This window comes from Rhodococcus sp. BP-241, assembly GCF_019836145.1.
GTDB lineage: Bacteria > Actinomycetota > Actinomycetes > Mycobacteriales > Mycobacteriaceae > Rhodococcoides.
Genome location: NZ_JABUEI010000006.1, coordinates 119,864 through 140,633, shown reverse-complemented (window position 1 = coordinate 140,633; position 20,770 = coordinate 119,864). Strand labels below are relative to the sequence as shown.

Here is a 20,770-nt window from a genome sequence, read left to right as displayed (position 1 = left end):
GGGAAGGCCGGGAGCCGGCCGATCAGTCGAACGGGAAGGCCGGAGGCCGGCCGATCAATCGAAGGGCCCCGAGATGCTGGCCTCGGCCATGCGGGACAGGCCTTCTCTGATGTGCCGGGCCCACAGCCCACCGATGCCCTCGACGGACTGCAGGTCGGCTGCGGTGGCGGCCAGCAGTGTCTGCAGGGTGCCGAAGTGCCCGACCAGTCGGTGGATCTGCGTGAACTGCAGCCGCGGAACGCGGGTGAGCAACCGGTACCCGCGGGGACTCATCGGTGCGTCGAGCGCCTCGATGGTGCCGGGGTAGCCGAAGGCACGAGCGATCACCGTGAGGTCGAGCAGGTCGACGTCGGTGAGCCGGTCGAGTGCCGCGAGGGAGCGTTCGACGGCCGCGGTGGTGGGTGTGTCGTTGCCGGCGAGGTAGTCGCGGACGACGAGTTGGCGCGCAGAGTCGTTGTCGCCCACCAGTTCTTCGAGCTGCAGTGCGAGCTGGCGCCCGTCGATACCGAGCTCGAGAACGTTCTGTTCGATCTCGACGGACACGCGCCGGACCATCTCGAGGCGCTGCGCGACGGTGAGCGCGTCGCGCAACGTCACCGAGTCCTCGATCTCCGTGACGGACAGTTGACGGCTGACCTCGTCGAGGCGCGCCTTGTACCGCTCGAGGGTGGCCACGGCCTGGTTGGCGCGGGACAGGATGGTCGCGGAACCCTCGATGACGTGCCGGGTTCCGCCGACGTAGACGCTGAGGATGCTCATCGACTGGCTGACGGACACCACGGGATAGCCGGTGTGGATCGCGGTGCGCTCGGCGGCGCGGTGGCGGGTACCGGACTCGACCGTGGGGATGGTGTGGTCGGGGACGAGCTGCACGTTGGCGCGGACGATGCGCGAACCGTCGGTGGACAACACGACGGCGCCGTCCATCTTGGACAGTTCGCGGAGCCGGGTGGGGGCGAACTCGACGTCGAGATCGAAGCCGCCGTCGCAGATGCTCTCGACCTGTTCGTCGTACCCGAGGACGATCAGTCCGCCGGTGCGGCCACGCAGGATGCGCTCGAGACCGTCGCGCAACGTGGTGCCCGGGGCGAGGTCGGCGATGGCGTCACGCAGGGACGAGTGGGGTACCGGGAAGCCGAGGGAGATGTCCGGAGTCGTCACGGTGTCGGTCACTGGTCCCCCTCCCACGTCGTTCCCGGTTGCCGGTGGTGCAGAGTCAGGGTACCGGTACTCACCGCACCGGCGTTCCGTCCGCGGGTCGAGTGGTCTACTTCCGTCGTCGCTCGAAGGCTCCCTGCATCGCGCCGGCGACGTCGGTGACCCGGACGACCCGCATGCCCGGTGGATCTCCGGCCGTGTCGTCCTTCACGCCGCGACGCTGGTCGGACGGGACGATCGCGGAGGTGAACCCCAGCCGCGCGGCCTCGGCGAGGCGCCGGTCGACGCCGACCACGCGCCGGACCTCTCCGGCCAGCCCCACCTCGCCGAGCACCACCATTCCCGGGGGCAGGGCGGTGTCACGGGCCGCGGAGGCGACCGCGAGTGCCAACGCGAGATCGACGACGGGCTCGGTGGTCCGCATACCGCCGATGGTGGCGGCGTAGACCTCCCGGCTGCTGAGCTGCACGCCGCAGCGACGTTCGAGGACCGCGAGGATCATCGACACCCGGGCGGCGTCGAGACCACTGACGGCCCGGCGGGGCGTGGGCATGTGCGACGGCGCGACGAGTGCCTGGACCTCCGCGAGCAGGGCCCGCTTGCCGTCCATCGTGACGGTGACGGCGGTGCCAGGGACCGAGTCGGCGCGGTGGTGCAGGAACAGGCCGGACGGATCGCTGACGCCGTGGATGCCGCCCTCGCGCAGTTCGAAGCAGCCCACCTCGTCGGCGGCGCCGAAGCGGTTCTTGACGCCCCGGACCATGCGCAGGGTGGAGTGCTTGTCGCCCTCGAAGTGCAGGACGACGTCGACGAGGTGCTCGAGCGAGCGCGGCCCGGCGACCGCGCCGTCCTTCGTGACGTGGCCGACGAGGATGACGGCCGTGCCGCTGCCCTTGGCGAGGGACGTCAGCGCCGAGGTGATGGCCCGGACCTGGGTGACGCCGCCGATGACGCCGTCCACGTCGGACGCCTGCATGGTCTGCACGGAGTCGACGACGACGAGGGTGGGCGCGACCTGGTCGACGTGGCCGAAGATGGTGGCCAGGTCGTTCTCCGCGGCGAGGAACACGCGCTCGTGCACGGCGCCTGTCCGGTCGGCGCGCAGACGCACCTGCCCCGCCGACTCCTCACCCGTGACGTAGAGCGCGATGTCCTGCGGGCTGCGCTCGGCCCACTGCTTGACCACCTCGAGCAGGAGGGTGGACTTGCCGACGCCCGGTTCACCCGCGAGCAGCACCACCGAGCCGGGCACTATGCCGCCGCCGAGCACGCGGTCGAGCTCGTCGACCCCGGTGGGACGGGCGATGGAGGACGTGCTGGAAACCTGTGTGAGCGGTAGTGCCGGCGACGTCGGGATCATCGACGCGCCGCCCGCCCGAACGGCGCTCGCACCCGGGCGGGACGACACGGAGGCGAGGAGGGTGACCTCGTCCATCGAGCCCCACGTCTCGCACTCGGGGCAGCGGCCGACCCACTTGGCCACGGTGTGCTGACAGGCCGAACAGCGATAACTGGTACGAGTCTTGGCCACTCGCGAAGACTAGAGGTGTCTACCGACAGGAATGTTCGGCCGACGGGGGACCGTCAGCCGTTGGCCTCTTCGTCGAGGCGCGGGGTGACGGGGCCCGGATCGACGGGCACGCTGACGGTGACGTCGCCGGCCTGCTGGAACGTGAAGGTGACCGGGACGGTGAGTCCGGGGCGCACGTTCTCGGAGAGGTCCTCCATCACGGCGGTGATGGACTGCGACCCCTCGGGGGCGGTGGGGTCCTGGTCCGCGGGCACTCCGGACGCGACGGACGCCTGCGCCGGGATCTCGATGGAGGTGCCACCGGTGGCACCGGTGACGACGACCTCGGCGGCACCCTCGGTCTCGATGCCGGTGATGCGGTCCGGTGTGGTCTCGCTGGTGTTGATCGCCGTGAAGATCAGCTCCGCGCGGCCACCGGGCTCGAGCACGAACTCGTCGGAGGAGGGGTAGGCGACATGCACGTTGCGCAGGGAGACGGTGCCCTGGTCCGCGCCGTTACCGTTGACCGCGGCGACCTGCGTCGCCGTCTGGGAGATCTGCCCGGCGCTGCACGCGGAGAGGCTGATCACCGTGCCGAGAGCGAGCGCGACGCCGGTCGCGACTCGGGCCGGCCGGATCCGGGCGGTAGATGCGGTCACTGGTCGTCCTCCACTGGTCGTCATCGAGAGTTGTGCCGACGGGCGGCCACCACCACGCAGCGTAGTAGTTCGCCGTCCGGACGTGTGGATCGGGTGACGCCAGTCGGTGCCGCCGCGGGCCGAACAGCCTGCTCGATACATGTATCCCGCCCCCTGTCAAGAGCGTCCCCACCAGCCCTGTGCCCCTGACCTGCACCGTTGGAACGACCCCGGATCGGAGGCGTGTTAAACTGGCCATATCGAAAGGGGCACCGAACACATGATTTTCAAGGTCGGAGACACCGTCGTTTACCCGCACCACGGAGCGGCGCTGATCGAAAATATCGAGACACGCACCATCAAGGGCGAGGCCAAGGAATACCTCGTTCTCAAGGTAGCCCAGGGTGATCTCACCGTTCGAGTTCCTGCCGACAACGCCGAGTACGTGGGTGTCCGGGACGTCGTCGGCCAGGAGGGTCTGGACAAGGTGTTCCAGGTTCTCCGCGCGCCGCACACCGAGGAGCCCACCAACTGGTCGCGCCGGTACAAGGCCAACCTGGAGAAGCTCGCGTCGGGTGACGTGAACAAGGTGGCCGAGGTCGTGCGCGATCTGTGGCGTCGTGAGCAGGACCGCGGCCTGTCCGCTGGTGAGAAGCGCATGCTGGCGAAGGCACGTCAGATCCTGGTCGGCGAGCTCGCACTCGCCGAGGGAACCGACGAGGTCAGGGCGGACTCCATGCTGGACGAGGTTCTGGCCGCGGCGTCCTGACGCGCGTGTGACGGACGTCGTCGCGCTCGTTCCGGCAGCCGGATCGGGCGTTCGCCTCGGGGAGAACGTGCCCAAGGCGTTCGTGGAACTCGCGGGACGCACTCTGCTCGAGTGGGCGCTGGACGGCCTGTCGGCCTCCGGCGCCCTTTCTCGTGTCGTGGTGGTGGTCCCGAACATTCTGCAGGACACGACCTCTCGTCTGGTCGAGTCCTGCGTCCTGCCGGTGGACGTCGTCGTCGGCGGAGCCGAGCGCACCGATTCGGTGCGGGCCGGCCTGGCAGTGGCCGGTGCGGCGGACATCGTGCTCGTGCACGACGCCGCACGCTGCCTGACGCCGCCGAACCTGATCACCCGCGTCGTCGAGGCGGTCGGCGCCGGCGCGTCGGCCGTGGTGCCGGTGCTGCCCGTCGTCGACACGATGAAGTCCGTCGATGCTGCCGGTGTGGTCACCGGAACGGTCGACCGGGCCACGCTGCGCTCGGTGCAGACGCCGCAGGGATTCGACGGGGTGACCCTGAGGCGTGCCTACGATTCCTTTCCCGAGACGGCCACCGACGACGCCGGCCTGGTCGAACGTCTGGGAGTCGACGTGCACACGGTCGTCGGCGACGCCGAGGCCTTCAAGATCACCACCCCGATGGATCTGGTCCTGGCTCGCGCACTCGTCGCCCGCCGGACACAGTCGTGAGAGGGAGACCATGCGTGTAGGGATCGGTTCCGACGTCCACCCCGTCGAGGTGGGGCGTGAGTGCTGGATCGCCGGACTGTTGTTCGAGGACGCCGACGGCTGTGCCGGGCATTCCGACGGCGACGTCGCGGCGCACGCACTCTGCGACGCGCTGCTGTCCGCGGCCGGTCTGGGAGATCTGGGCTCGGTGTTCGGCACGGGTCGCCCCGAATGGGACGGCGTCAGCGGCGCCACCATGCTGATGCACGTCCGCGAACTGCTCGCGCAGCACTCGATGCGCGTGGGCAACGCCGCGGTCCAGGTCATCGGCAATCATCCGCGCGTCGGCCCACGTCGGGTGGAGGCGCAGACACTGCTCACGAACATCCTGGGGGCGCCCGTCTCCGTCTCGGCCACCACGACCGACGGGCTCGGCCTGACCGGCCGCGGCGAGGGTGTGGCCGCGATCGCCACCGCTCTCGTGCTGGAGAGTGCGGTCCCGGACGACGCTCGCGTGGTACAGGGCGAGTCGAATCCCCGGTAGGATCGGCCGTCGTGACCCTGCGCTTCTACGACACCGCGACCAGGGCCGTGCGTGAGTTCACTCCGCTGGCCCCCGGACACGCCTCGGTGTATCTGTGCGGGGCCACGGTCCAGGGGCATCCCCACATCGGTCACGTGCGCAGCGGCGTCGCGTTCGACGTCCTTCGGCGGTGGCTGACGGCCGCCGGCTACGACGTCGCCTTCGTCCGCAACGTCACCGACATCGACGACAAGATCCTGAACAAGGCCGCCGACGCCGGCCGTCCGTGGTGGGAGTGGGCGGCGACGTACGAGCGCTCCTTCACCGCGGCCTACGACGCCCTCGGTGTGCTTCCCCCGTCGGCCGAACCGCGCGCCACGGGTCACATCACGCAGATGGTCGAGCTGATCGGTCGGTTGATCGACGCGGGTCACGCGTACGCGGCCGCCGGCGACGTCTACTTCGACGTGCGGAGCTGGGGCGAGTACGGCGCTCTGTCCGGGCACAGGCTCGACGACGTCCACCAGGGTGAGAGCGTCGGTGCGGGCAAGCGCGATCCGCGCGATTTCACGCTGTGGAAGACGGCCAAGCCCGGCGAGCCGTCGTGGCCCACCCCGTGGGGACCCGGCCGGCCCGGGTGGCACATCGAGTGCTCCGCGATGGCGGAGACCTACCTCGGGTCCGCGTTCGACATCCATTGCGGTGGACTCGATCTGGTGTTCCCACACCACGAGAACGAGCTGGCCCAGTCCCGCGCCGCGGGGGACGGTTTCGCGCAGTACTGGCTGCACAACGGTTGGGTCACCATGAGCGGCGAGAAGATGTCGAAGTCGCTCGGCAACGTCGTCTCCATCCCGACGATGCTCGAGACCGTGCGTCCGCAGGAACTGCGCTACTACCTCGGCAGCGCGCACTACCGGTCGATGCTCGAGTACTCGGCCGAGGCACTGCAGGAAGCGGCATCGGCGTACCGGAGCATCGAGGCGTTCGTGACGAAGACCGCGGAGCGCGCGGGCGAGGTGCCGATCGGTACCTGGACGCCCGCGTTCGCCGAGGCGCTCGACGACGATCTCTCGGTGCCCAAGGCGCTCGCCGAGATCCACGGACTCCGCCGCGAGGGCAACAGTGCGTTGGCCGCGGGGAAGCTGGACGAGGCCGTCGAGGCCGCGTCGTCCGTCCGCGCCATGACGTCGATCCTCGGCGTGGATCCCCTCGATCCGCACTGGGCGTCCGGCTCGGCCGACGCGTCGGCGGAACGGGCGGCGCTCGATCTGCTCATCGCGGACGACCTCGAGCTGCGCAGCGCCGCCAAGGCAGGCAAGGACTGGCCGACGGCCGACCGTATTCGTGACCGCCTCGCCCGCGCGGGCGTGGAGGTCACCGACACCCCGAACGGCCCGGAATGGTCGATCGCACAGCCGGAAGGCACGGAGAAGTAATGGCAGGCAATTCGAGTCGACGCGGAGCGGTGCGCAAGACCGGCACCAAGAAGGGCCAGACCGTCGGGTCCGGCGGCAAGCGCAGCAAGGGCCTCGAGGGCCGCGGAGCGACCCCGCCGGCGGCCGAGCGCACCAAGCACGCCCGGCGCGCACGGCCGACCAGCCGGGACGCGTCCGGTTCGGGTCGCGGCCGTCCGCCGGTCCGCAAGACCGAGGACGGTCCGGAGAACGTGCTGGGCCGCAACCCGGTGCTGGAGTGCCTGCGCGCGGGAGTGCCGGCGACGGCGCTGTACGTCGCGTCGGGCACCGAGGCCGACGATCGGCTGAAGGAGAGCGTCCAGATCGCCGCGGACAAGGGCATCTCGATCCTGGAGGTCTCCCGCACCGATCTCGATCGGATGAGTGCCAACGGCATGCACCAGGGCATCGCGCTCCAGGTGCCGCCGTACCGGTACGCCCACCCCGACGATCTCCTCTCGCAGGCGCGCCAGCGTCAGGAGCCGCCGCTGCTGGTCGCTCTCGACAACATCACCGACCCCCGCAACCTCGGTGCCGTCGTCCGGTCGGTCGCAGCGTTCGGTGGACACGGCGTGGTCATCCCGCAGCGACGCAGCGCGAGTGTCACGGCCGTCGCGTGGCGCACCAGTGCCGGCGCGGCAGCGCGTCTCCCCGTCGCCCGTGCGACCAATCTGACTCGGACGCTGAAGGATTGGGCCGACAAGGGTGTGATGGTGGTCGGGCTCGACGCCGACGGTGACACCTCGCTGGACGACTTCGACGGCACCGGGCCGATCGTGGTGGTCGTCGGGTCCGAGGGCAAGGGTCTGTCCCGCCTCGTCCGCGACAACTGCGACAGCATCCTGTCGATCCCCATGGCCGGTCCGGTGGAGTCGCTCAACGCGTCCGTCGCAGCGGGTGTCGTGCTCGCGGGCATCGCGCGGCAGCGCCGGGGCTGAACCCGGCTCAGTGGACGCGGACCGACTCGATGAACGGGGCCGGCAGCTGAGCTCCAGTCTGGGTCGGATGGGGTGCGCACACCCGTTGCCTGAACCGCACACCCTGTGCAGTCGGCGGTGAGGGGTGTGCGCTCACCGGAGAGGGTGTGCACACCCTCCGCAACGTGCCCGGCCGCAAGCTCGATCGGTGTCGGTGGTCGGGTGCAGAATCGCCCTGTGACCAGGACCACCTATTTCACGGCCAGCACCCTCGACGGCTACCTCGCCGACGAGAACGACTCTCTCGAGTGGCTCTTCCGTCAGGACATCGACGAGCACGGCCCGATGAACTACGGCGACTTCATCGCGGACATCGGCGCGATCGTCATGGGAGCCACGACCTACGCCTGGGTCCTCGACCACAACGCGTCGACCGGGGAGGCATGGTCGTACGACATGCCGGCGTGGGTGGTGACCCATCGAGACTTCGCGGACTCCGAGCACGACGTTCGATTCGCTGCGGGGGACGTGGCCGACCTGTGGCCGGCGATCGAGGAGTCCGCCGGCGGCAAGGACGTCTGGATCGTGGGGGGCGGTGATCTGGCAGCGCAGTTCGCCGAGGCCGGACACCTGGATCGGATCGTCGTCTCGATCGCGCCGGTCACCCTCGGCGCCGGCAGGCCGCTGTTCCCGCGTCGGTTCGATCTCCGACTCGTGGACTTCGCGCGCAACGGCGCGTTCCTCTGCGCGGAGTACGACGTCGTGGAACCGCACGCGCAGACCTGAGTCCTGTCATCATCTGTCCATGACAGCGGCGGGTCGCAGAGTGCGCGGTGTGGTCCTGGTGGCCGTGGTGATCGCCGCGTACGTCGCGGTGGTGCTCACCTACGCGCTGGGAAGCCCGCCGAACGGCCCCGACCTCCGTGAGGCCGCACCCGACGCCGCGCTCGTCTACCTCGACGTGGACACCGTCTCCGGTGAGAACTTCTCGCTCGACGCCCGCGTGTCCGTGTATCCGGGGACCGAGTTGACCGATGCCGACGGCAACCTGGTCGACGACCTGATCGTCGACGTGACGCCGACCGCGAGCGCCGGCACCCTGACGTTCCCCAGTGGGACCCGCGTGGGCCCGCTCCCGGTCTCCCTGTACGCGGACGGCGACATCCGGCGATGGCCGTTCGACACCTACGACGCGTCGTCGATCCAGGTGCGGGTGTTCTCCGGCGCCGGCGCGGACCGGCAGCCCGTACCCGCCGAGATCGTGGTGACCGACTCGCTCACGTCCTGGGCGGTGGAGGCCGTCGACATCGACTCCTCCTCGGCGCAGGCCTTCGACATCCGCGTCGCGCGCACGGTGGGCACCACGATCTTCGACATCGCGATCTGTGTCGTGCTCGTCGTCCTGCCGTCGTGCACGCTGTTCGTGTCGATCCAGACGCTGCGCCGCCGCAAGCAGTTCCTGCCGCCGATCATGACGTGGTTCGCGGTGACGCTCTTCGCAGTGCTGCCCATCCGCAACCTGTTCCCCGGCGCCCCGCCGATCGGGTCGTGGGTCGACTACACCGTGGTGCTGTGGGTGGTGGCGGGTCTGGTGACGGCGATGGTGCTCTACGTCGTCGCGTGGTGGCGCCAGGGTCCCTAGGTCGAGCGCGACCGGGGTGGGGCTCGTCCGCGCGTACCGTCGAGTCATGATCGAACGGCTGAGGACGACGGTGACACAGGTGGCCGAGGCCGCACTGGGAATCGTGGGGGTTCGGGTGGGTACCGAGGAACCACCCCACACCACCGAGGCGCTCACGGGGGCCGTCGAGATTCGCCGATACGAACCCCGGATCGCGGCGGAGACCGTCGTGGACGCCGACGAGGAACGCGCCCGTAACGAAGGCTTCCGCCGGCTGGCCGGGTACATCTTCGGGGGCAATCAGGGATCCGACAGGATCGCGATGACGGCTCCCGTTGGGCAGTCGGCGTCGCGCGGGCAGACCATCGCGATGACCGCACCCGTGTCGCGCGCCGCGAGCGACGAGGGATGGGTCGTCCGGTTCTTCATGCCGTCGCGATGGACGATGGACACTCTGCCGGCGCCGAAGGACGATCGGGTGCGCCTGGTGGAGGTGCCGGCCGAGACGGTGGCGGTGCTGCGGTTCAGCGGTGACCGCGGTGCGCAGGCCGTGGCCGAGCGCACCACGGAGCTGCTGGAGATCCTGAAGTCCCGCGGCATCGACACGACCGGCGAGCCGATGTCCTGGTTCTACGACCCGCCCTGGACGGTGTCGTTCCGCCGCCGCAACGAGATCGCCGTTCCTGTCTCCCGATGATCAGACACTGAAGCGGATCGTCTGTCCCGGCGCACATTGCGCCGCGGATCCGAGATCCGCCGACGCCACGACGGCGATCACCGGGTAGCCGCCGGTCACCGGATGGTCGACGAGGAACAGCACGGGCAGTCCCGACGGCGGCACCTGCAGTGCGCCGGTCACCATGCCCTCGCTCGGGAGTTCGTCCTCGCGGGATCGTGACAGTGGCTCGGCGCCCTCGAGTCTCATGCCGACGCGGTCGGACTCCGTTCCCACCGTCCAGGCTCGAGCGAGCAGCAGGTCGAGCGCGTCGTCGGTGAACCGGTCCGCGCGCGGGCCGGGAATCACCCGCAGGGTCGTCCGGTGCTCGAACGGGTACGGATTCATGTCCGCCCGAGGCCAGTCCTCGGCGTCGTGACCGATCGGCAGCAGGGCGCCGGGCGCCACTCGCTCGGGTCCGATGCCGGACAGGGAGTCGGTCGATCGGCTCCCGAGAACTCGGGGCACGTCGATGCCGCCGCGGACGGCGACGTAGGTGCGCAGTCCCACCGGTGCCCAGTCGAGGCGGATCTCGGCGCCCGACCCCACCACGACCACGGCGTTGTGCCCCTGCGGTACGCCGTCCACCGTGAACGGGGTCGGAGCCCCCGTGACCGCCAGAACCACCTCGGTGCGTGCGCGCAGCACCAGTCCGCCGAGCGTCACCTCGAGCGTCGCGGCGTCGATCATGTTCCCCACCAACCGATTCGCTGCGTCGTGCGAGCGTCGATCGGCTGCGCCGGACGTGCCGACACCGAGCGAGGACCACCCGGTGCGTCCGCGGTCCTGCACAGTCGTCAGCGGCCCGGTCGCCAGTACCTCGAGCATCACGTCACCGCGCGGAACTGCACGCGCGTGCCGGGCGCGAGCAGCGCGGGGTCGTCCCGGTTCACGTCCCACAGCGCCGCGTCGGTGCTGCCGATGATCTGCCACCCGCCGGGCGACGAGGTCGGGTACACCCCGGTGTACTCGCCGGCCAGCGCCACGGATCCCGCCGGCACCGAGGTGCGCGGATCGGCGCGGCGCGGGATCGACAACGGATCGGATCCGACCAGGTACGCGAAGCCGGGGGAGAAGCCGCAGAACGCGGCGGTCCACATCTGACCGGTGTGCACGGCGACGATGTCCAGTCCCGTTGTCGCACAGACCTCGTCGAGATCGGGCCCGTCGTATCGGACGTCGATCGTGATCGTCTCACCGGAGCGGCCGAGCACCTGCGCCGGTGGCGTCTCGCGGAGCCACGCCGTCACCCGAGCGGGTTCCGCGTCCTCGGTGAGGATCACCAGCACGGTGGCGGCGGCGGGGATCATCTCGGCGATTCCCGGGTGCCCGACGGCCCACCCGGCGTGGTGCGCCGCGACTGTGCGGACGTCGTCGAGATCGACCAGCAGGGCGCGGTCGCCCGCCGGGGCGATCCTCACGACACGAACGGGGTCAGGGTGACGCCGTTGCGGGACAACACCGCACGCACGGCCAGGGCCATGTCCACCGCGGCGGGGGTGTCGCCGTGCAGGCACACCGAGTCGGCGTTCACCGGCACCGTCACCCCGTCGACGGAGTCCACGACGCCCTCGGTGACCATCCGCAGCACGCGTCGTGCCACCGCCTCGACGTCGGACAGGACCGCACCGGGGTCGCGGCGGGAGACGAGGGTTCCCGCTGCCGTGTAGCCGCGATCGGCGAACGCCTCGGTGACGGTCCGCAGGCCCGCCCGCGCGGCGATCTCGAGGAATGCCGAGCCGGGCAGCCCCAGGACGGGCAGGCCGGGGTCGTACGCGGCGACGGCGTCGACGACCGCCTGTGCCTGTACTCGGTGGTGCACGATCGTGTTGTACAGCGCTCCATGTGGTTTGACGTACCGCACGCGTCCGCCGACGGAGCGCGCCAGGCCGTCGAGAGCCCCGATCTGGTAGATCACGTCGGCGCGCAGGTCCTCCGCGGTGATGTCGAGGAAGCGCCTGCCGAAGCCGACGAGGTCCCGGTACCCCACCTGGGCGCCGATACGCACGTCGGACCGGACTGCGTCGGCGCACGTCCGCAGCAGCGTGGCCGGATCACCCGCATGGAAGCCGCACGCGATGTTGGCGCTGGTGACCACACGCAGCATCGCCGCGTCGTCACCGAGCGTCCAGGTGCCGAAGCCCTCGCCGAGATCGGAGTTCAGATCGACCATCCACACGAGGGTAACGGTCAGGCGTGGACGACGGTGCGGGACGGTGTGCGTCGACCGACCGCCCGGCAGACGAGGTAGATGACGAACGAGATGGTGGTGACGAAGGTCGAGACCGGCACCCCGGGAGCGAGCGAGAGCAGGATGCCGCCCACGGCCGCGACCTCGGCGAAGAGAATCGAGAGCCACGTCGCCGTGACGGGGTTGGCGGTGACGCGGGACGCCGCTGCCGCGGGCGTGATGAGGAGCGAGAGCACCAGCAGGGCGCCGACGATCTGGACGCCGAGCGCACACGCGACACCGACGAGGATCGCGAACACGATGGACAGCAGTCGCATCGGTACGCCGCGCGCCTCGGCGCCCTCGGGATCGGTGCTGGCGAACAGCAGGGGCCGGTAGACCACGAAGAGCACGACGATGACGACGAGCGCCACCGCGAGCAGCAGGCCGAGACCCGTGCTGCCGACGCCGACGATCTGCCCGACCAGCAGCGAGAAGCTGGTGCCGGTGCGGCCGGGATACGCCCACAGGAAGAGCACCGACAGGCCGAGCCCGAAGCTCATGATGACGCCGATGACGGAGTCGCGTTCGCGCGCACGACGGCCCAGCAGGGCGAACAGGACCGCCGCGATGACGGATCCCAGGATGGCGCCGACCCCGACGGCCAACCCCACCAGCAGGGCCGCGGACGCACCGGTGAGGGACAGCTCGGACGAGCCGTGGACGGCGAACGACCACTGTCGACTGACGATGAGGGGGCCGAGCGCCCCGGCGAGCACACCGAGGATCGCCGCGGCGATCAGCGCCTGCTGCACGAAGTCGTAGGTGAGGAGATCGGCCGTCGTACCGAAGTCGAATGCCTTGCTCAGGGCGTCGAGAACCTTGTCCATGCCTACTCCGACTCGTCCACGTGGTGCATGCCGCCGGCGCTCCCGAGGGCGTCCATGGCGTCTCCGGTGCCGACGACCACCAGCCGCCCGCGGACGCGCAGGACCTCGACGTCGGTGTCGTACAGCTCGGAGAGCACCTCGGAGGTCATCACCTCCTCGGTGGTGCCGATGCGGAACTTGCCGTCGACGAGGTAGACCACCCGGTCGACGATCGGCAGGATCGGGTTGAGCTCGTGCGTCACGAACACCACCGAGGTGCGGTGCGAGCGCCGACGCTGGTCGATCAGGTGCGCGACGACCTGCTGGTTGGCGAGGTCGAGGCTCAGCAGCGGTTCGTCGCAGAGCAGCACGTCCGGATCGCCGACGAGTGCCTGCGCGACGCGTAGCCGCTGCTGCTCACCGCCGCTCATCTGCCCCAGCGGCGCGTCGGCGAACGCGTCCGCACCGACCGAGGCGACGGCGATGTCGACGGCCTCGCGACGAGCGTGGCGCCCACGGAAGCCGATGCCCCAGCGGTGTCCGTCCCACCCGAGGCCGACGAAGTCGCGCCCGCGCAGCGGAACGCCCTCGTCGATGGCCTTCTGCTGGGGGATGTAGCCGACGGAGGATCGACCGCCGGCGATGGTCGCGGTGCCGGCGGTGAGGTGGGCCTGCCCGAGCAGCACCTTGAGGAGAGACGTCTTGCCGGAGCCGTTCGGGCCCAGCACGGCGACGAACTCGCCCGGTGCGACCTCGAGGTCGAGATCGGACCAGAGCACCCGGTCGCCGTAGGCGAGGGTGGCTCCGGTCAGTCGGACAGCGGTCACACGACCCCCAGCGCGTCGGCGAGATCCTGCGCCGCCGTGCGCTGCCAGGAGACGTAGTCCTGCCCTGCGGGCAGGGTCTCGGTGACCTCGACGACGCGGATGCCGTTCTCCTCGGCGATGCGGCGCACGTCCTCGGTCACGGCGTCCTCCGTCTGGATGTTGTAGACCAGCACGTCGACGCCCTTGCCGGTGAACAGGTCACGCGTCGCGGCGACGGCGGCGGGCGAGGGATCGTTGCCCTCCTCGATCGCGTCCTCGAAGTCCTCGGGGGTCTTGTCGTCCACCCCGGCTCCTTCCAGCAGGTAGTGCGCGATCGGCTCCGTCTGCGCGACGGGTGCGCCCGGCTTCTGCTGGGCGATGCGATCCGTGATGTCGGTGATCTCGTGGATGTCGTCGTGGAACGCCTCGGCGTTCTCGGTGTAGTACGCCGCGTTGTCGGGGTCGACCTTACCGAGTTCGGTGGCGATCGCCTCGGCGGTGGCCGCCGCGATCTCCGGGTCGTACCAGACGTGCTCGTTGGTCTCGCCCGAATGGTCGTGGGCACCCGCCTCGTCGGCGTGGTCGGCGTCGTCCGCGTGCCCCTCGAGCAGCGAGTACGCGTCGACGGAGGGCACGTCGCCCGCGGAGCCGAGCACGTCGTCGACGAACTCGTCGTAGCCGCCGCCGTTGTACACGACGAGCGAGGCCTCGGACAGTGCCGCGGCGTCGCCGGGGCTGGCCTCGTAGGAGTGCGGATCCGCGGACGGATCCGAGATGATCGCCGTGACGTCCGCTCGGTCTCCGACGACGGCCTCGGCGACCGAGCCCCACACGTTCGTCGACGCGACGACGGTGGGCCGACCGGACTCGGCCGTCGCGGTGTCGTCGGAGCTGCATCCCACCAGGGCGGTCGCCGTCAGGGCGGTCATACCCAGGGCGGTGACGAGCGTGCGGAGGGGAATTCGGGCGGGTGCGTACACGAGGGGTGCTCCTGGGTCGGTCGAACGTTATCGTTAATGGAAACCGTTGTCGTGACCTTACCGCCCCACCACCCCGACGGCGAAACCGTGCCGGAGCCGACGTGCGCGACCCCGACCGGATACCGTCTCTTCATGGCGAGGTCGACGGAACCGCGACGGATGGCCACGCTCGCGTCGCTGGCCGCCGAACTGAACGTCTCGCGCACCACCGTGTCCAACGCCTACAACCGCCCGGACCAGCTCTCACCCGAGATGCGGGAACGTGTGCTCGACGCGGCCAGGGCCCGCGGTTATCCGGGGCCCGACCCGGTCGCCCGCTCGCTGCGCACCCGGCGCGCCGGTGCGGTGGGGCTCGTCCTCACCGAGGCGCTCAGCTACTCGTTCTCCGATCCCGCCGCCGTGCAGTTCCTCACCGGCCTCGCCGAGTCGTGCGAGCGGGCCGGACGCGGTCTGCTGCTCATTCCCGCGGGGCCCGCCTCGACGCCGGAGGACGCCGCGGCCGTCGTGCAGCAGGCCGGGGTCGACGCATTCGTCGTCTACTCGGTGTCCGACGACGATCCGCACCTGACGGCGGTCCGTGACCGTCATCTGCCGACGGTCGTGTGCGACCAGCCTCGGGACGCGGAGGACACCTCGCTCGTCGGAATCGACGACAGGGTGGCGATGCGGCGGATGGCCGAGGAGGTGCTCGCGAGGGGCCACACTCGCATCAGCGTGGTCTGCATGCGGCTGCGCCGCGACCGGCACGACGGACTCGTCGATCCGGAACGCCGGAGCGGCATCACTTTCCACGTCCAGCGCGAGCGTCTCGCCGGCATCCGCGACGCGATGATCGCGGCCGGCGTCGATCCCGACATCGTGATCGTCGAGCGCTTCGACCACACGCGGGAGGCCGGACGGTCGGCGGCCGCCGAGGCGCTCCGGGCGGCGCCGGACACCACCGCGCTGGTGTGCACGTCCGACGTGCTGGCTCTGGGTGCGCTCGATCACTGTGCCGCACAGGGTGTCTCGGTACCCGAACAGATGTCGGTCACCGGTTTCGACGGGGTCGACGAGGCGCGCCGCATCGGCCTGACGTCGGTTCAGCAGCCGGTCCTCGAGAAGGGTCGGCTCGTCGGTGAGATCGTGCTGGGCGTCAGCCATTCCGGGGTGGACCGGACCGAGCACCTCCCGACGCATCTGCTCGCCGGGGTGACGCTCGGCCCGGTGCGGACCGGCTAGCGGGCCAGCAGCTGTGCGCAGCGCAGCAGGCCGAGGTGGCTGTAGGCCTGCGGGTGGTTGCCCAGCGAGCGCTCGGCCACGGGGTCGTACTCCTCGCTCAGCAGGCCCGTCGGGCCTGCCGCGGCGACGAGCTGGGTGAAGAGCGCTTCGGCCGGAAGTCGCTGCCCGATCAGAAGATACGCCTCGACGAGCCAGGCCGCGCACAGGTGGAACCCGCCCTCGCCACCGGGGAGGCCGTCGTCGTGGTGGTAGCGGTACACCGTGGCGCCGCTGCGCAACTCGGCCTCGGTCGCGGTGACCGTCGCCGCGAATCGCGGGTCGCTCGGATCGATGAGACCGGACAGGCCGATGTGCAGGGTGGCCGCATCGAGATCGGTTCCGCCGTACGCGGCCGTGAAGGACTGCGCCTCGTCGCTCCAGCCCTTGTCGAGCACCTGACGACGGATGACGTCACGCAACGTGCTCCAGCCGAGCTGCGCCTCGCGGCCGTACGCCTCGGCCAGGGTGATGGCGCGATCGACGGTGAGCCAGCACATCACCTTGGAGTAGACGTGGTGGCGCGGGTTGCCGCGGATCTCCCAGATGCCGTTGTCCGGCTCGGACCAGCGTCGCTCGACGGCGTCGACCATGGCGCACACCAGGTCCCAGTCCTGATCGGTGAGCACCTCGGCGTTCGCGGCGACGCCGCTCGCGGTGCGGGCGCGGGCCAGTGTCGCGATGAGATCGACGATGGGTCCGAAGACGTCGAGCTGCACCTGCTGGTTGGCCGCGTTGCCCACCCGCACGGGGCGGGATCCCGCGTACCCGGGCAGGGCGTCGATGACGGCCTCGGGAGGCAGCGACTGCCCCCACAGCGTGTAGAGCGGGTGCAGGCGTTCCGGTCCGGGGACGGTCTCGAGCACGTCGTGCACCCAGTGCAGGTAGTTCTCCGCCTCGGACAGCGAGCCCAGGGACACCAGCGCGGACGCCGTCAGGGCCGCGTCGCGCAGCCAGCAGTAGCGGTAGTCCCAGTTGCGGACACCGCCGATCTCCTCGGGCAGCGACGTCGTGGCCGCGGCCATGATCGACCCGGAGTCGGCGTGCACCAGGCCGCGCAGGGTGAGCGCGGACCGCTTCATCAGATCGGGCTTGAGCTGGGGGAGGGTCAATCCGGCCGCCCAGTCGTGCCAGTAGGACTCGGCCTCGGCGCGACGCTCGGCTTCGGGTACCTCGGACGGGCCCAGATCCGACGTCCCGCAGCGCAGTTCGAGGATCACGGGACCGGTGGACGGATCGATCTCCGCCCGCGCGGTCTCCTGGCCGTGCTCGCTGGTGACGGTCCAGGTGATGCCCGGCGCGCGCAGCACCATCGGGTCGTTGGTGCCGAACACGCGGAGGCCGTCGTCCTCGGCCTCGAGCCGGACGCGTGCCTGCCCGAACTCGGGGCGCGGCGCGAACGTGACCACGGCCTTCGCCTTGCCGGTGATCACGCGGGTGAAGTCGGTGCGATCGCTCGGCACGTCGTGCGCGAGGTAGTCGTCGACCTGCAGGCTGGCCCAGCGGGTCTGCACCGTCATGGTGCTGTCGATGTACTGCTGGCTCAGCGGGAGGGACGGACGCAGCGGGCCGACGGTGAAGTGGCCCGCCTCGTCGCCGCCGAGCAGGTGTGCGAAGACGGCGGCGGAGTCGGGTTCGGGGTGACACAGCCACGTGAGGCCGGCCTCGGGCGTCAGGAGTGCCACCGATCGTGGGCTCGCCATCATGGTGAGACGCTCGATGCGCGGGGCGTCCGCACCGGAGAGCCAGGTGCGGCGCTCCTCCAACAGGAACGCGAGCGCCGCGGCCACCTGCTCGAGGGTGTCGACGCGGTAGCCGGCGAGCGACTCACCGTCGCCGACCTTGACGCCGATGTCCGGCCCGTGCAGCCGTCGGAACGCCTTCTCGTCGGTGACGTCGTCGCCGAAGAAGACGGCGGCGGAGGCGCCGCCCTGGTGCCGCAGGATGTCGAGGGCCTGGCCCTTGTCGGTCGCGATGACGGCGAGCTCGATCACGGACTTGCCCTCGGTGACCTGCACGCCGTCCCAGGTGGCTGCGCCCGCACGGACCTCGTCGAGGGCGCGCTGTCCGGCCTCGGGGTCGGCGTTGCGCACATGCAGAGCGGCGCTGGCGGGCTTGGTCTCGACGCTGATGTTCGCGCCGCGGGACGCGACCGTGCGGAGCTCGGCGACCACGCGCTCGAGCAGTGCCGTCGCCTCGCCGCCGAGCTCGGTGACGAAGCCGGCGTCGAACTCGGACCCGTGGCTGCCCACGAGCTGTACCTCGACGGGCAGGCGGGAGAGGATCGCCAGGTCACGCAGCGCGCGCCCCGAGATCACAGCAGCCTGGGTGCCGTCGAGACCAGCGAGAGCGCGGAGTGCGCGGACCGATTCGGGCAGCGGAAACGCCTTCTGCGGGTCGGAGACGAACGGCGCCATGGTGCCGTCGTAGTCGGAGGCGACCAGCAGTCTCGGCACCCGCGCGACGCCGACGAGGGCGCGGCGAAGGTCGAGGGGGAGGTCCACAGCGCTCACAGCGCACGACCTGGACGGTGACCGGGGCTTCTCACTCGGTCAAACCTAGGCGACGGGGGCCCTGCTCGCCTCATCGGGGAGAGAGGTCCGAGGAGCGGCCGCGAGGGTGTCTGTGACCCGCGATGACTGGAAATCGTGTGTCACGACTATTCGCATTAACTTTTTGGACGATTGTTCGTAATGTAATACTGAGAGCGTGACGTCGCATACGAGGCGAACAACGAGGAGCGTCATGTCGAAGCCCGTCCAGTTACCCGAGCCGATTGCCACGACGTGGGAGTGGCAGTTGAACGGATTGTGCCGCGGTATGGATTCTGCCGTCTTCTTCCATCCGGAAGGTGAACGGGGACATAAGAGAACAGCCCGCGAGGAGCAGGCCAAACGGGTCTGCGAGCAGTGCCCCGTGCTGATGCGGTGCCGTGATTACGCGGTGGCCGCCGGTGAGCCGTACGGCGTCTGGGGTGGTTTGTCGGCGCCCGAGCGGATGATGGGAAATGCGCTTTCCGATCAGCGCGCAATCGGTTGAACAGATGAATTCACGGTGATCGAAAACTGCACGAAGCTTGAATTGGTGGACATTATCCGACGCGGTGCCTGTACAGCGTAAAGCTCTTCGGGTGTTCCCCTCGGACGGTGCCCGGTCTACCGTGATTCGCATGTGCCGAAACATCACCGAACTGCGCGGCCTCGAGCCTGCGGCGACGGACGAGGAGATCGAGGCGGCCGCGCGTCAGTACGTGCGCAAGGTCAGCGGACTCCGCACACTGTCGGACGCGAACCGGGACGCCTTCGAGACCGCCGTGGCCGAGGTCACCGCGTCGACCACCCGGTTGCTGAGCGTGCTCCCGCCCCGCAAGCAGCCGCCACAGACGGTGCCTCCGCTACGCCGCCTGGCGCACGCGCACCCTCACTGACCCAGGGGATCGTGCTGGACGTTCTGCATCGGCGTCCCCACCTTGCGCAGTGCGTACAGAGTGGTGCGCACCATCGACGGTGACCCACACACCTGGATCTGCCGATCGGCCCACGATCCGAACCGCGTGACCACCTGCCCGAGCTTGCCCACCATGGTGTGGTTCATGCCCGGTGGGAACTCGCGTGCCGGACCGGGCCGCCACCACGGCTCCTCGGGCTGCTCCACGACCGGCACGATGGTGAGCCACGGGTTGGTGCGTGCCAGGTTCCACAGCGTGTCCAGGTCGTAGAGGTCGCTCGGATACTCGCCGCCCACGAACAGATGCACCCGCGGATTACGGCTCCGCATCGCCATGTCCATCAGCTGCGCACGCAGGGGGGCGATGCCGGTGCCACCCGCGATCATGAGCACGTCCTCGCTGCCCGGCGACGTGTCCACACTGAGTCCGCCCAGCGGCGGCCCGAGCAGCCAGCGGTCGCCCACCGTGGTCTCCGAGACGATGGCCGGACTCACCCAGCCGGCCGACACTCGCCGGACGTGGAACTCGATGCCGCGGTAGTCGTTGGGTGCGATCGCGGGGGAGAGGTACCGCCACATCCGTGGACGCTGCGGGATCTGCACGCTGAGATACTGGCCGGCGGCGAAGGGAATGTCGGCGTCCGTCTGCAGGCGCACGATCGCGAGGTCGTCGAGCACGCGATGGTGCTCGACCACCGTCGCTCCCCAGTACGGCGGCAGGTCCTCGGTGTCGGCCCCGACGGCCATCGAGTTGCAGATCATCGACACCACGCGGCGCCACGCCGCGTCGGTCTCGTCTGTCCAGACGTCCGGGTCCGCCGTGGTGCGGAACGCGTCGACCAGCGCGTTCTGGGCGGCGAGGAAGTGCGCGCCGGTCAGGCCGTGCTTGCGGTGGTCACGCCCGAGTTGATGCAGGAAGGGCAGGAAGTCGCGGTCGTCGAGGTGCCGGACGACGTGGTCGACGGCGCGCAGCAGGCGGTGCCGCTGCTGATCCATGGCGGCGGGGAAGAAGCCGCGGAAATCGGGGTACTCGGCGAACAGCCGAGCGTAGAAGGCGCCGGCCACGGTGTCCGCGCCGTCGTCGGACAGCGCGGAGGCAACTCCGGCGCGCACTCGCGCCAGGGCCTGCGGGTCCAGCAATGGGCACCTTCGATGGTCGTGGCGGGTGACGGGTTCGTGCGCGAGTGGTGTGTCCGAGAGTAGTGGTCGTGTCCGGTCACGGCCAGCGCGCTGGGCGGCGCCCTCCTGCGTGATGCGGCGTCAACA

General features: G+C 70.1%; 22 protein-coding genes. 11 read left to right on the top strand and 11 right to left on the bottom strand.

The window, feature by feature from the left end; genetic code table 11:
• Positions 1-54 precede the first annotated feature (54 nt).
• The 3 genes from disA to HQ308_RS14190 form a co-directional block, all read right to left on the bottom strand.
• Positions 55-1,146, bottom strand: coding sequence for a DNA integrity scanning diadenylate cyclase DisA (gene disA, locus HQ308_RS14200; RefSeq protein WP_056444293.1), 1,092 nt, complete (start codon positions 1,144-1,146; stop codon positions 55-57).
• Positions 1,147-1,267: 121 nt separating this feature from the next.
• Positions 1,268-2,689, bottom strand: coding sequence for a DNA repair protein RadA (radA, locus tag HQ308_RS14195; protein WP_056443590.1), 1,422 nt, complete (start codon positions 2,687-2,689; stop codon positions 1,268-1,270).
• A gap of 53 nt (positions 2,690-2,742) precedes the next feature.
• The gene (locus tag HQ308_RS14190) at positions 2,743-3,327 is read right to left on the bottom strand and encodes a hypothetical protein (protein WP_056443593.1); all 585 of its coding nucleotides are present in this window, start codon (positions 3,325-3,327) and stop codon (positions 2,743-2,745) included.
• Between the two features lie 259 nt (positions 3,328-3,586).
• Here HQ308_RS14190 and HQ308_RS14185 point away from each other — a divergent pair, with 259 nt between their 5' ends.
• The 8 genes from HQ308_RS14185 (at position 3,587) to HQ308_RS14150 (ending at position 9,957) form a co-directional block, all read left to right on the top strand.
• Entirely contained in the window at positions 3,587-4,075 is a 489-nt protein-coding gene (locus HQ308_RS14185; RefSeq protein WP_027506450.1) for a CarD family transcriptional regulator, read from the top strand.
• A gap of 7 nt (positions 4,076-4,082) precedes the next feature.
• Entirely contained in the window at positions 4,083-4,763 is a 681-nt protein-coding gene (gene ispD / locus HQ308_RS14180; protein ID WP_222646798.1) for a 2-C-methyl-D-erythritol 4-phosphate cytidylyltransferase, read from the top strand.
• A gap of 10 nt (positions 4,764-4,773) precedes the next feature.
• A complete protein-coding gene (gene ispF / locus HQ308_RS14175; RefSeq protein ID WP_222646797.1) occupies positions 4,774-5,286 on the top strand; it encodes a 2-C-methyl-D-erythritol 2,4-cyclodiphosphate synthase in 513 nt (170 codons plus the stop codon).
• Between the two features lie 11 nt (positions 5,287-5,297).
• Entirely contained in the window at positions 5,298-6,704 is a 1,407-nt protein-coding gene (gene cysS / locus HQ308_RS14170; RefSeq protein ID WP_027506447.1) for a cysteine--tRNA ligase, read from the top strand.
• Positions 6,704-7,660: a 23S rRNA (guanosine(2251)-2'-O)-methyltransferase RlmB gene (gene rlmB / locus HQ308_RS14165; RefSeq protein WP_027506446.1), complete on the top strand. Its 957-nt coding sequence runs from the start codon at positions 6,704-6,706 to the stop codon at positions 7,658-7,660. Before cysS ends, rlmB begins: the two co-directional genes overlap by 1 nt.
• A gap of 216 nt (positions 7,661-7,876) precedes the next feature.
• Positions 7,877-8,425 (top strand): dihydrofolate reductase family protein, encoded by a 549-nt coding sequence (locus HQ308_RS14160; protein ID WP_222638870.1) that lies wholly within the window; start codon positions 7,877-7,879, stop codon positions 8,423-8,425.
• Between the two features lie 19 nt (positions 8,426-8,444).
• The gene (locus HQ308_RS14155; protein ID WP_056443607.1) at positions 8,445-9,281 is read left to right on the top strand and encodes a DUF4436 domain-containing protein; all 837 of its coding nucleotides are present in this window, start codon (positions 8,445-8,447) and stop codon (positions 9,279-9,281) included.
• Positions 9,282-9,327: 46 nt separating this feature from the next.
• Complete coding sequence (locus HQ308_RS14150; RefSeq protein ID WP_222646796.1) at positions 9,328-9,957, top strand: heme-binding protein; 630 nt, start codon at positions 9,328-9,330, stop codon at positions 9,955-9,957.
• On the opposite strand, the gene HQ308_RS14145 is transcribed toward HQ308_RS14150, so the two are convergent.
• Genes HQ308_RS14145 through HQ308_RS14120 form a run of 6 tightly spaced genes read right to left on the bottom strand, consistent with a single transcriptional unit; the run spans position 9,958 to position 14,749 of the window.
• The gene (locus HQ308_RS14145; protein WP_222646795.1) at positions 9,958-10,803 is read right to left on the bottom strand and encodes a biotin-dependent carboxyltransferase family protein; all 846 of its coding nucleotides are present in this window, start codon (positions 10,801-10,803) and stop codon (positions 9,958-9,960) included. It lies immediately after the preceding gene.
• Entirely contained in the window at positions 10,803-11,390 is a 588-nt protein-coding gene (locus HQ308_RS14140; RefSeq protein WP_374198537.1) for an allophanate hydrolase subunit 1, read from the bottom strand. Before HQ308_RS14140 ends, HQ308_RS14145 begins: the two co-directional genes overlap by 1 nt.
• A gap of 2 nt (positions 11,391-11,392) precedes the next feature.
• A complete protein-coding gene (locus HQ308_RS14135) occupies positions 11,393-12,148 on the bottom strand; it encodes a LamB/YcsF family protein (protein ID WP_056443617.1) in 756 nt (251 codons plus the stop codon).
• Between the two features lie 17 nt (positions 12,149-12,165).
• Positions 12,166-13,035, bottom strand: a complete 870-nt coding sequence (locus HQ308_RS14130; protein ID WP_027506439.1) for a metal ABC transporter permease — start codon at positions 13,033-13,035, stop codon at positions 12,166-12,168.
• Between the two features lie 2 nt (positions 13,036-13,037).
• Positions 13,038-13,841: a metal ABC transporter ATP-binding protein gene (locus HQ308_RS14125; RefSeq protein WP_222633162.1), complete on the bottom strand. Its 804-nt coding sequence runs from the start codon at positions 13,839-13,841 to the stop codon at positions 13,038-13,040.
• Positions 13,838-14,749 carry a metal ABC transporter solute-binding protein, Zn/Mn family gene (locus HQ308_RS14120; RefSeq protein WP_222633240.1) on the bottom strand — a complete coding sequence of 304 codons (912 nt, stop codon included), beginning with the start codon at positions 14,747-14,749 and terminating at the stop codon, positions 13,838-13,840. The genes HQ308_RS14125 and HQ308_RS14120 overlap by 4 nt, the downstream gene beginning before the upstream one ends.
• Positions 14,750-14,932: 183 nt before the next feature.
• Here HQ308_RS14120 and HQ308_RS14115 point away from each other — a divergent pair, with 183 nt between their 5' ends.
• Positions 14,933-16,021, top strand: coding sequence for a LacI family DNA-binding transcriptional regulator (locus HQ308_RS14115; protein ID WP_056444302.1), 1,089 nt, complete (start codon positions 14,933-14,935; stop codon positions 16,019-16,021).
• Here HQ308_RS14115 and otsB read toward each other — a convergent pair.
• Positions 16,018-18,570 carry a trehalose-phosphatase gene (otsB, locus tag HQ308_RS14110; protein ID WP_222646793.1) on the bottom strand — a complete coding sequence of 851 codons (2,553 nt, stop codon included), beginning with the start codon at positions 18,568-18,570 and terminating at the stop codon, positions 16,018-16,020. The genes HQ308_RS14115 and otsB overlap by 4 nt on opposite strands.
• A 232-nt stretch (positions 18,571-18,802) precedes the next feature.
• Here otsB and HQ308_RS14105 point away from each other — a divergent pair, with 232 nt between their 5' ends.
• Positions 18,803-19,096 carry a WhiB family transcriptional regulator gene (locus HQ308_RS14105; RefSeq protein WP_222646784.1) on the top strand — a complete coding sequence of 98 codons (294 nt, stop codon included), beginning with the start codon at positions 18,803-18,805 and terminating at the stop codon, positions 19,094-19,096.
• A gap of 130 nt (positions 19,097-19,226) precedes the next feature.
• On the top strand, positions 19,227-19,484 hold the full coding sequence (locus HQ308_RS14100; protein WP_027506433.1) for a DUF2277 domain-containing protein: 258 nt from the start codon (positions 19,227-19,229) through the stop codon (positions 19,482-19,484).
• Here the strand turns inward: HQ308_RS14100 and HQ308_RS14095 are convergent.
• Positions 19,478-20,641 (bottom strand): globin domain-containing protein, encoded by a 1,164-nt coding sequence (locus HQ308_RS14095; RefSeq protein ID WP_027506432.1) that lies wholly within the window; start codon positions 20,639-20,641, stop codon positions 19,478-19,480. The genes HQ308_RS14100 and HQ308_RS14095 overlap by 7 nt on opposite strands.
• Positions 20,642-20,770 lie beyond the last annotated feature (129 nt).

Coding starts and splice junctions, on each gene's coding strand:
- HQ308_RS14185 (WP_027506450.1), top strand. CDS start 3,587: ATGATTTTCAAGGTCGGAGACACCGTCGTTTACCCGCACCACGGAGCG.
- ispF (WP_222646797.1), top strand. CDS start 4,774: ATGCGTGTAGGGATCGGTTCCGACGTCCACCCCGTCGAGGTGGGGCGT.
- rlmB (WP_027506446.1), top strand. CDS start 6,704: ATGGCAGGCAATTCGAGTCGACGCGGAGCGGTGCGCAAGACCGGCACC.
- HQ308_RS14155 (WP_056443607.1), top strand. CDS start 8,445: ATGACAGCGGCGGGTCGCAGAGTGCGCGGTGTGGTCCTGGTGGCCGTG.
- HQ308_RS14150 (WP_222646796.1), top strand. CDS start 9,328: ATGATCGAACGGCTGAGGACGACGGTGACACAGGTGGCCGAGGCCGCA.
- HQ308_RS14145 (WP_222646795.1), bottom strand. CDS start 10,803: ATGCTCGAGGTACTGGCGACCGGGCCGCTGACGACTGTGCAGGACCGC.
- HQ308_RS14135 (WP_056443617.1), bottom strand. CDS start 12,148: ATGGTCGATCTGAACTCCGATCTCGGCGAGGGCTTCGGCACCTGGACG.
- HQ308_RS14130 (WP_027506439.1), bottom strand. CDS start 13,035: ATGGACAAGGTTCTCGACGCCCTGAGCAAGGCATTCGACTTCGGTACG.
- HQ308_RS14120 (WP_222633240.1), bottom strand. CDS start 14,749: ATGACCGCCCTGACGGCGACCGCCCTGGTGGGATGCAGCTCCGACGAC.
- HQ308_RS14115 (WP_056444302.1), top strand. CDS start 14,933: ATGGCGAGGTCGACGGAACCGCGACGGATGGCCACGCTCGCGTCGCTG.
- HQ308_RS14105 (WP_222646784.1), top strand. CDS start 18,803: ATGTCGAAGCCCGTCCAGTTACCCGAGCCGATTGCCACGACGTGGGAG.
- HQ308_RS14100 (WP_027506433.1), top strand. CDS start 19,227: ATGTGCCGAAACATCACCGAACTGCGCGGCCTCGAGCCTGCGGCGACG.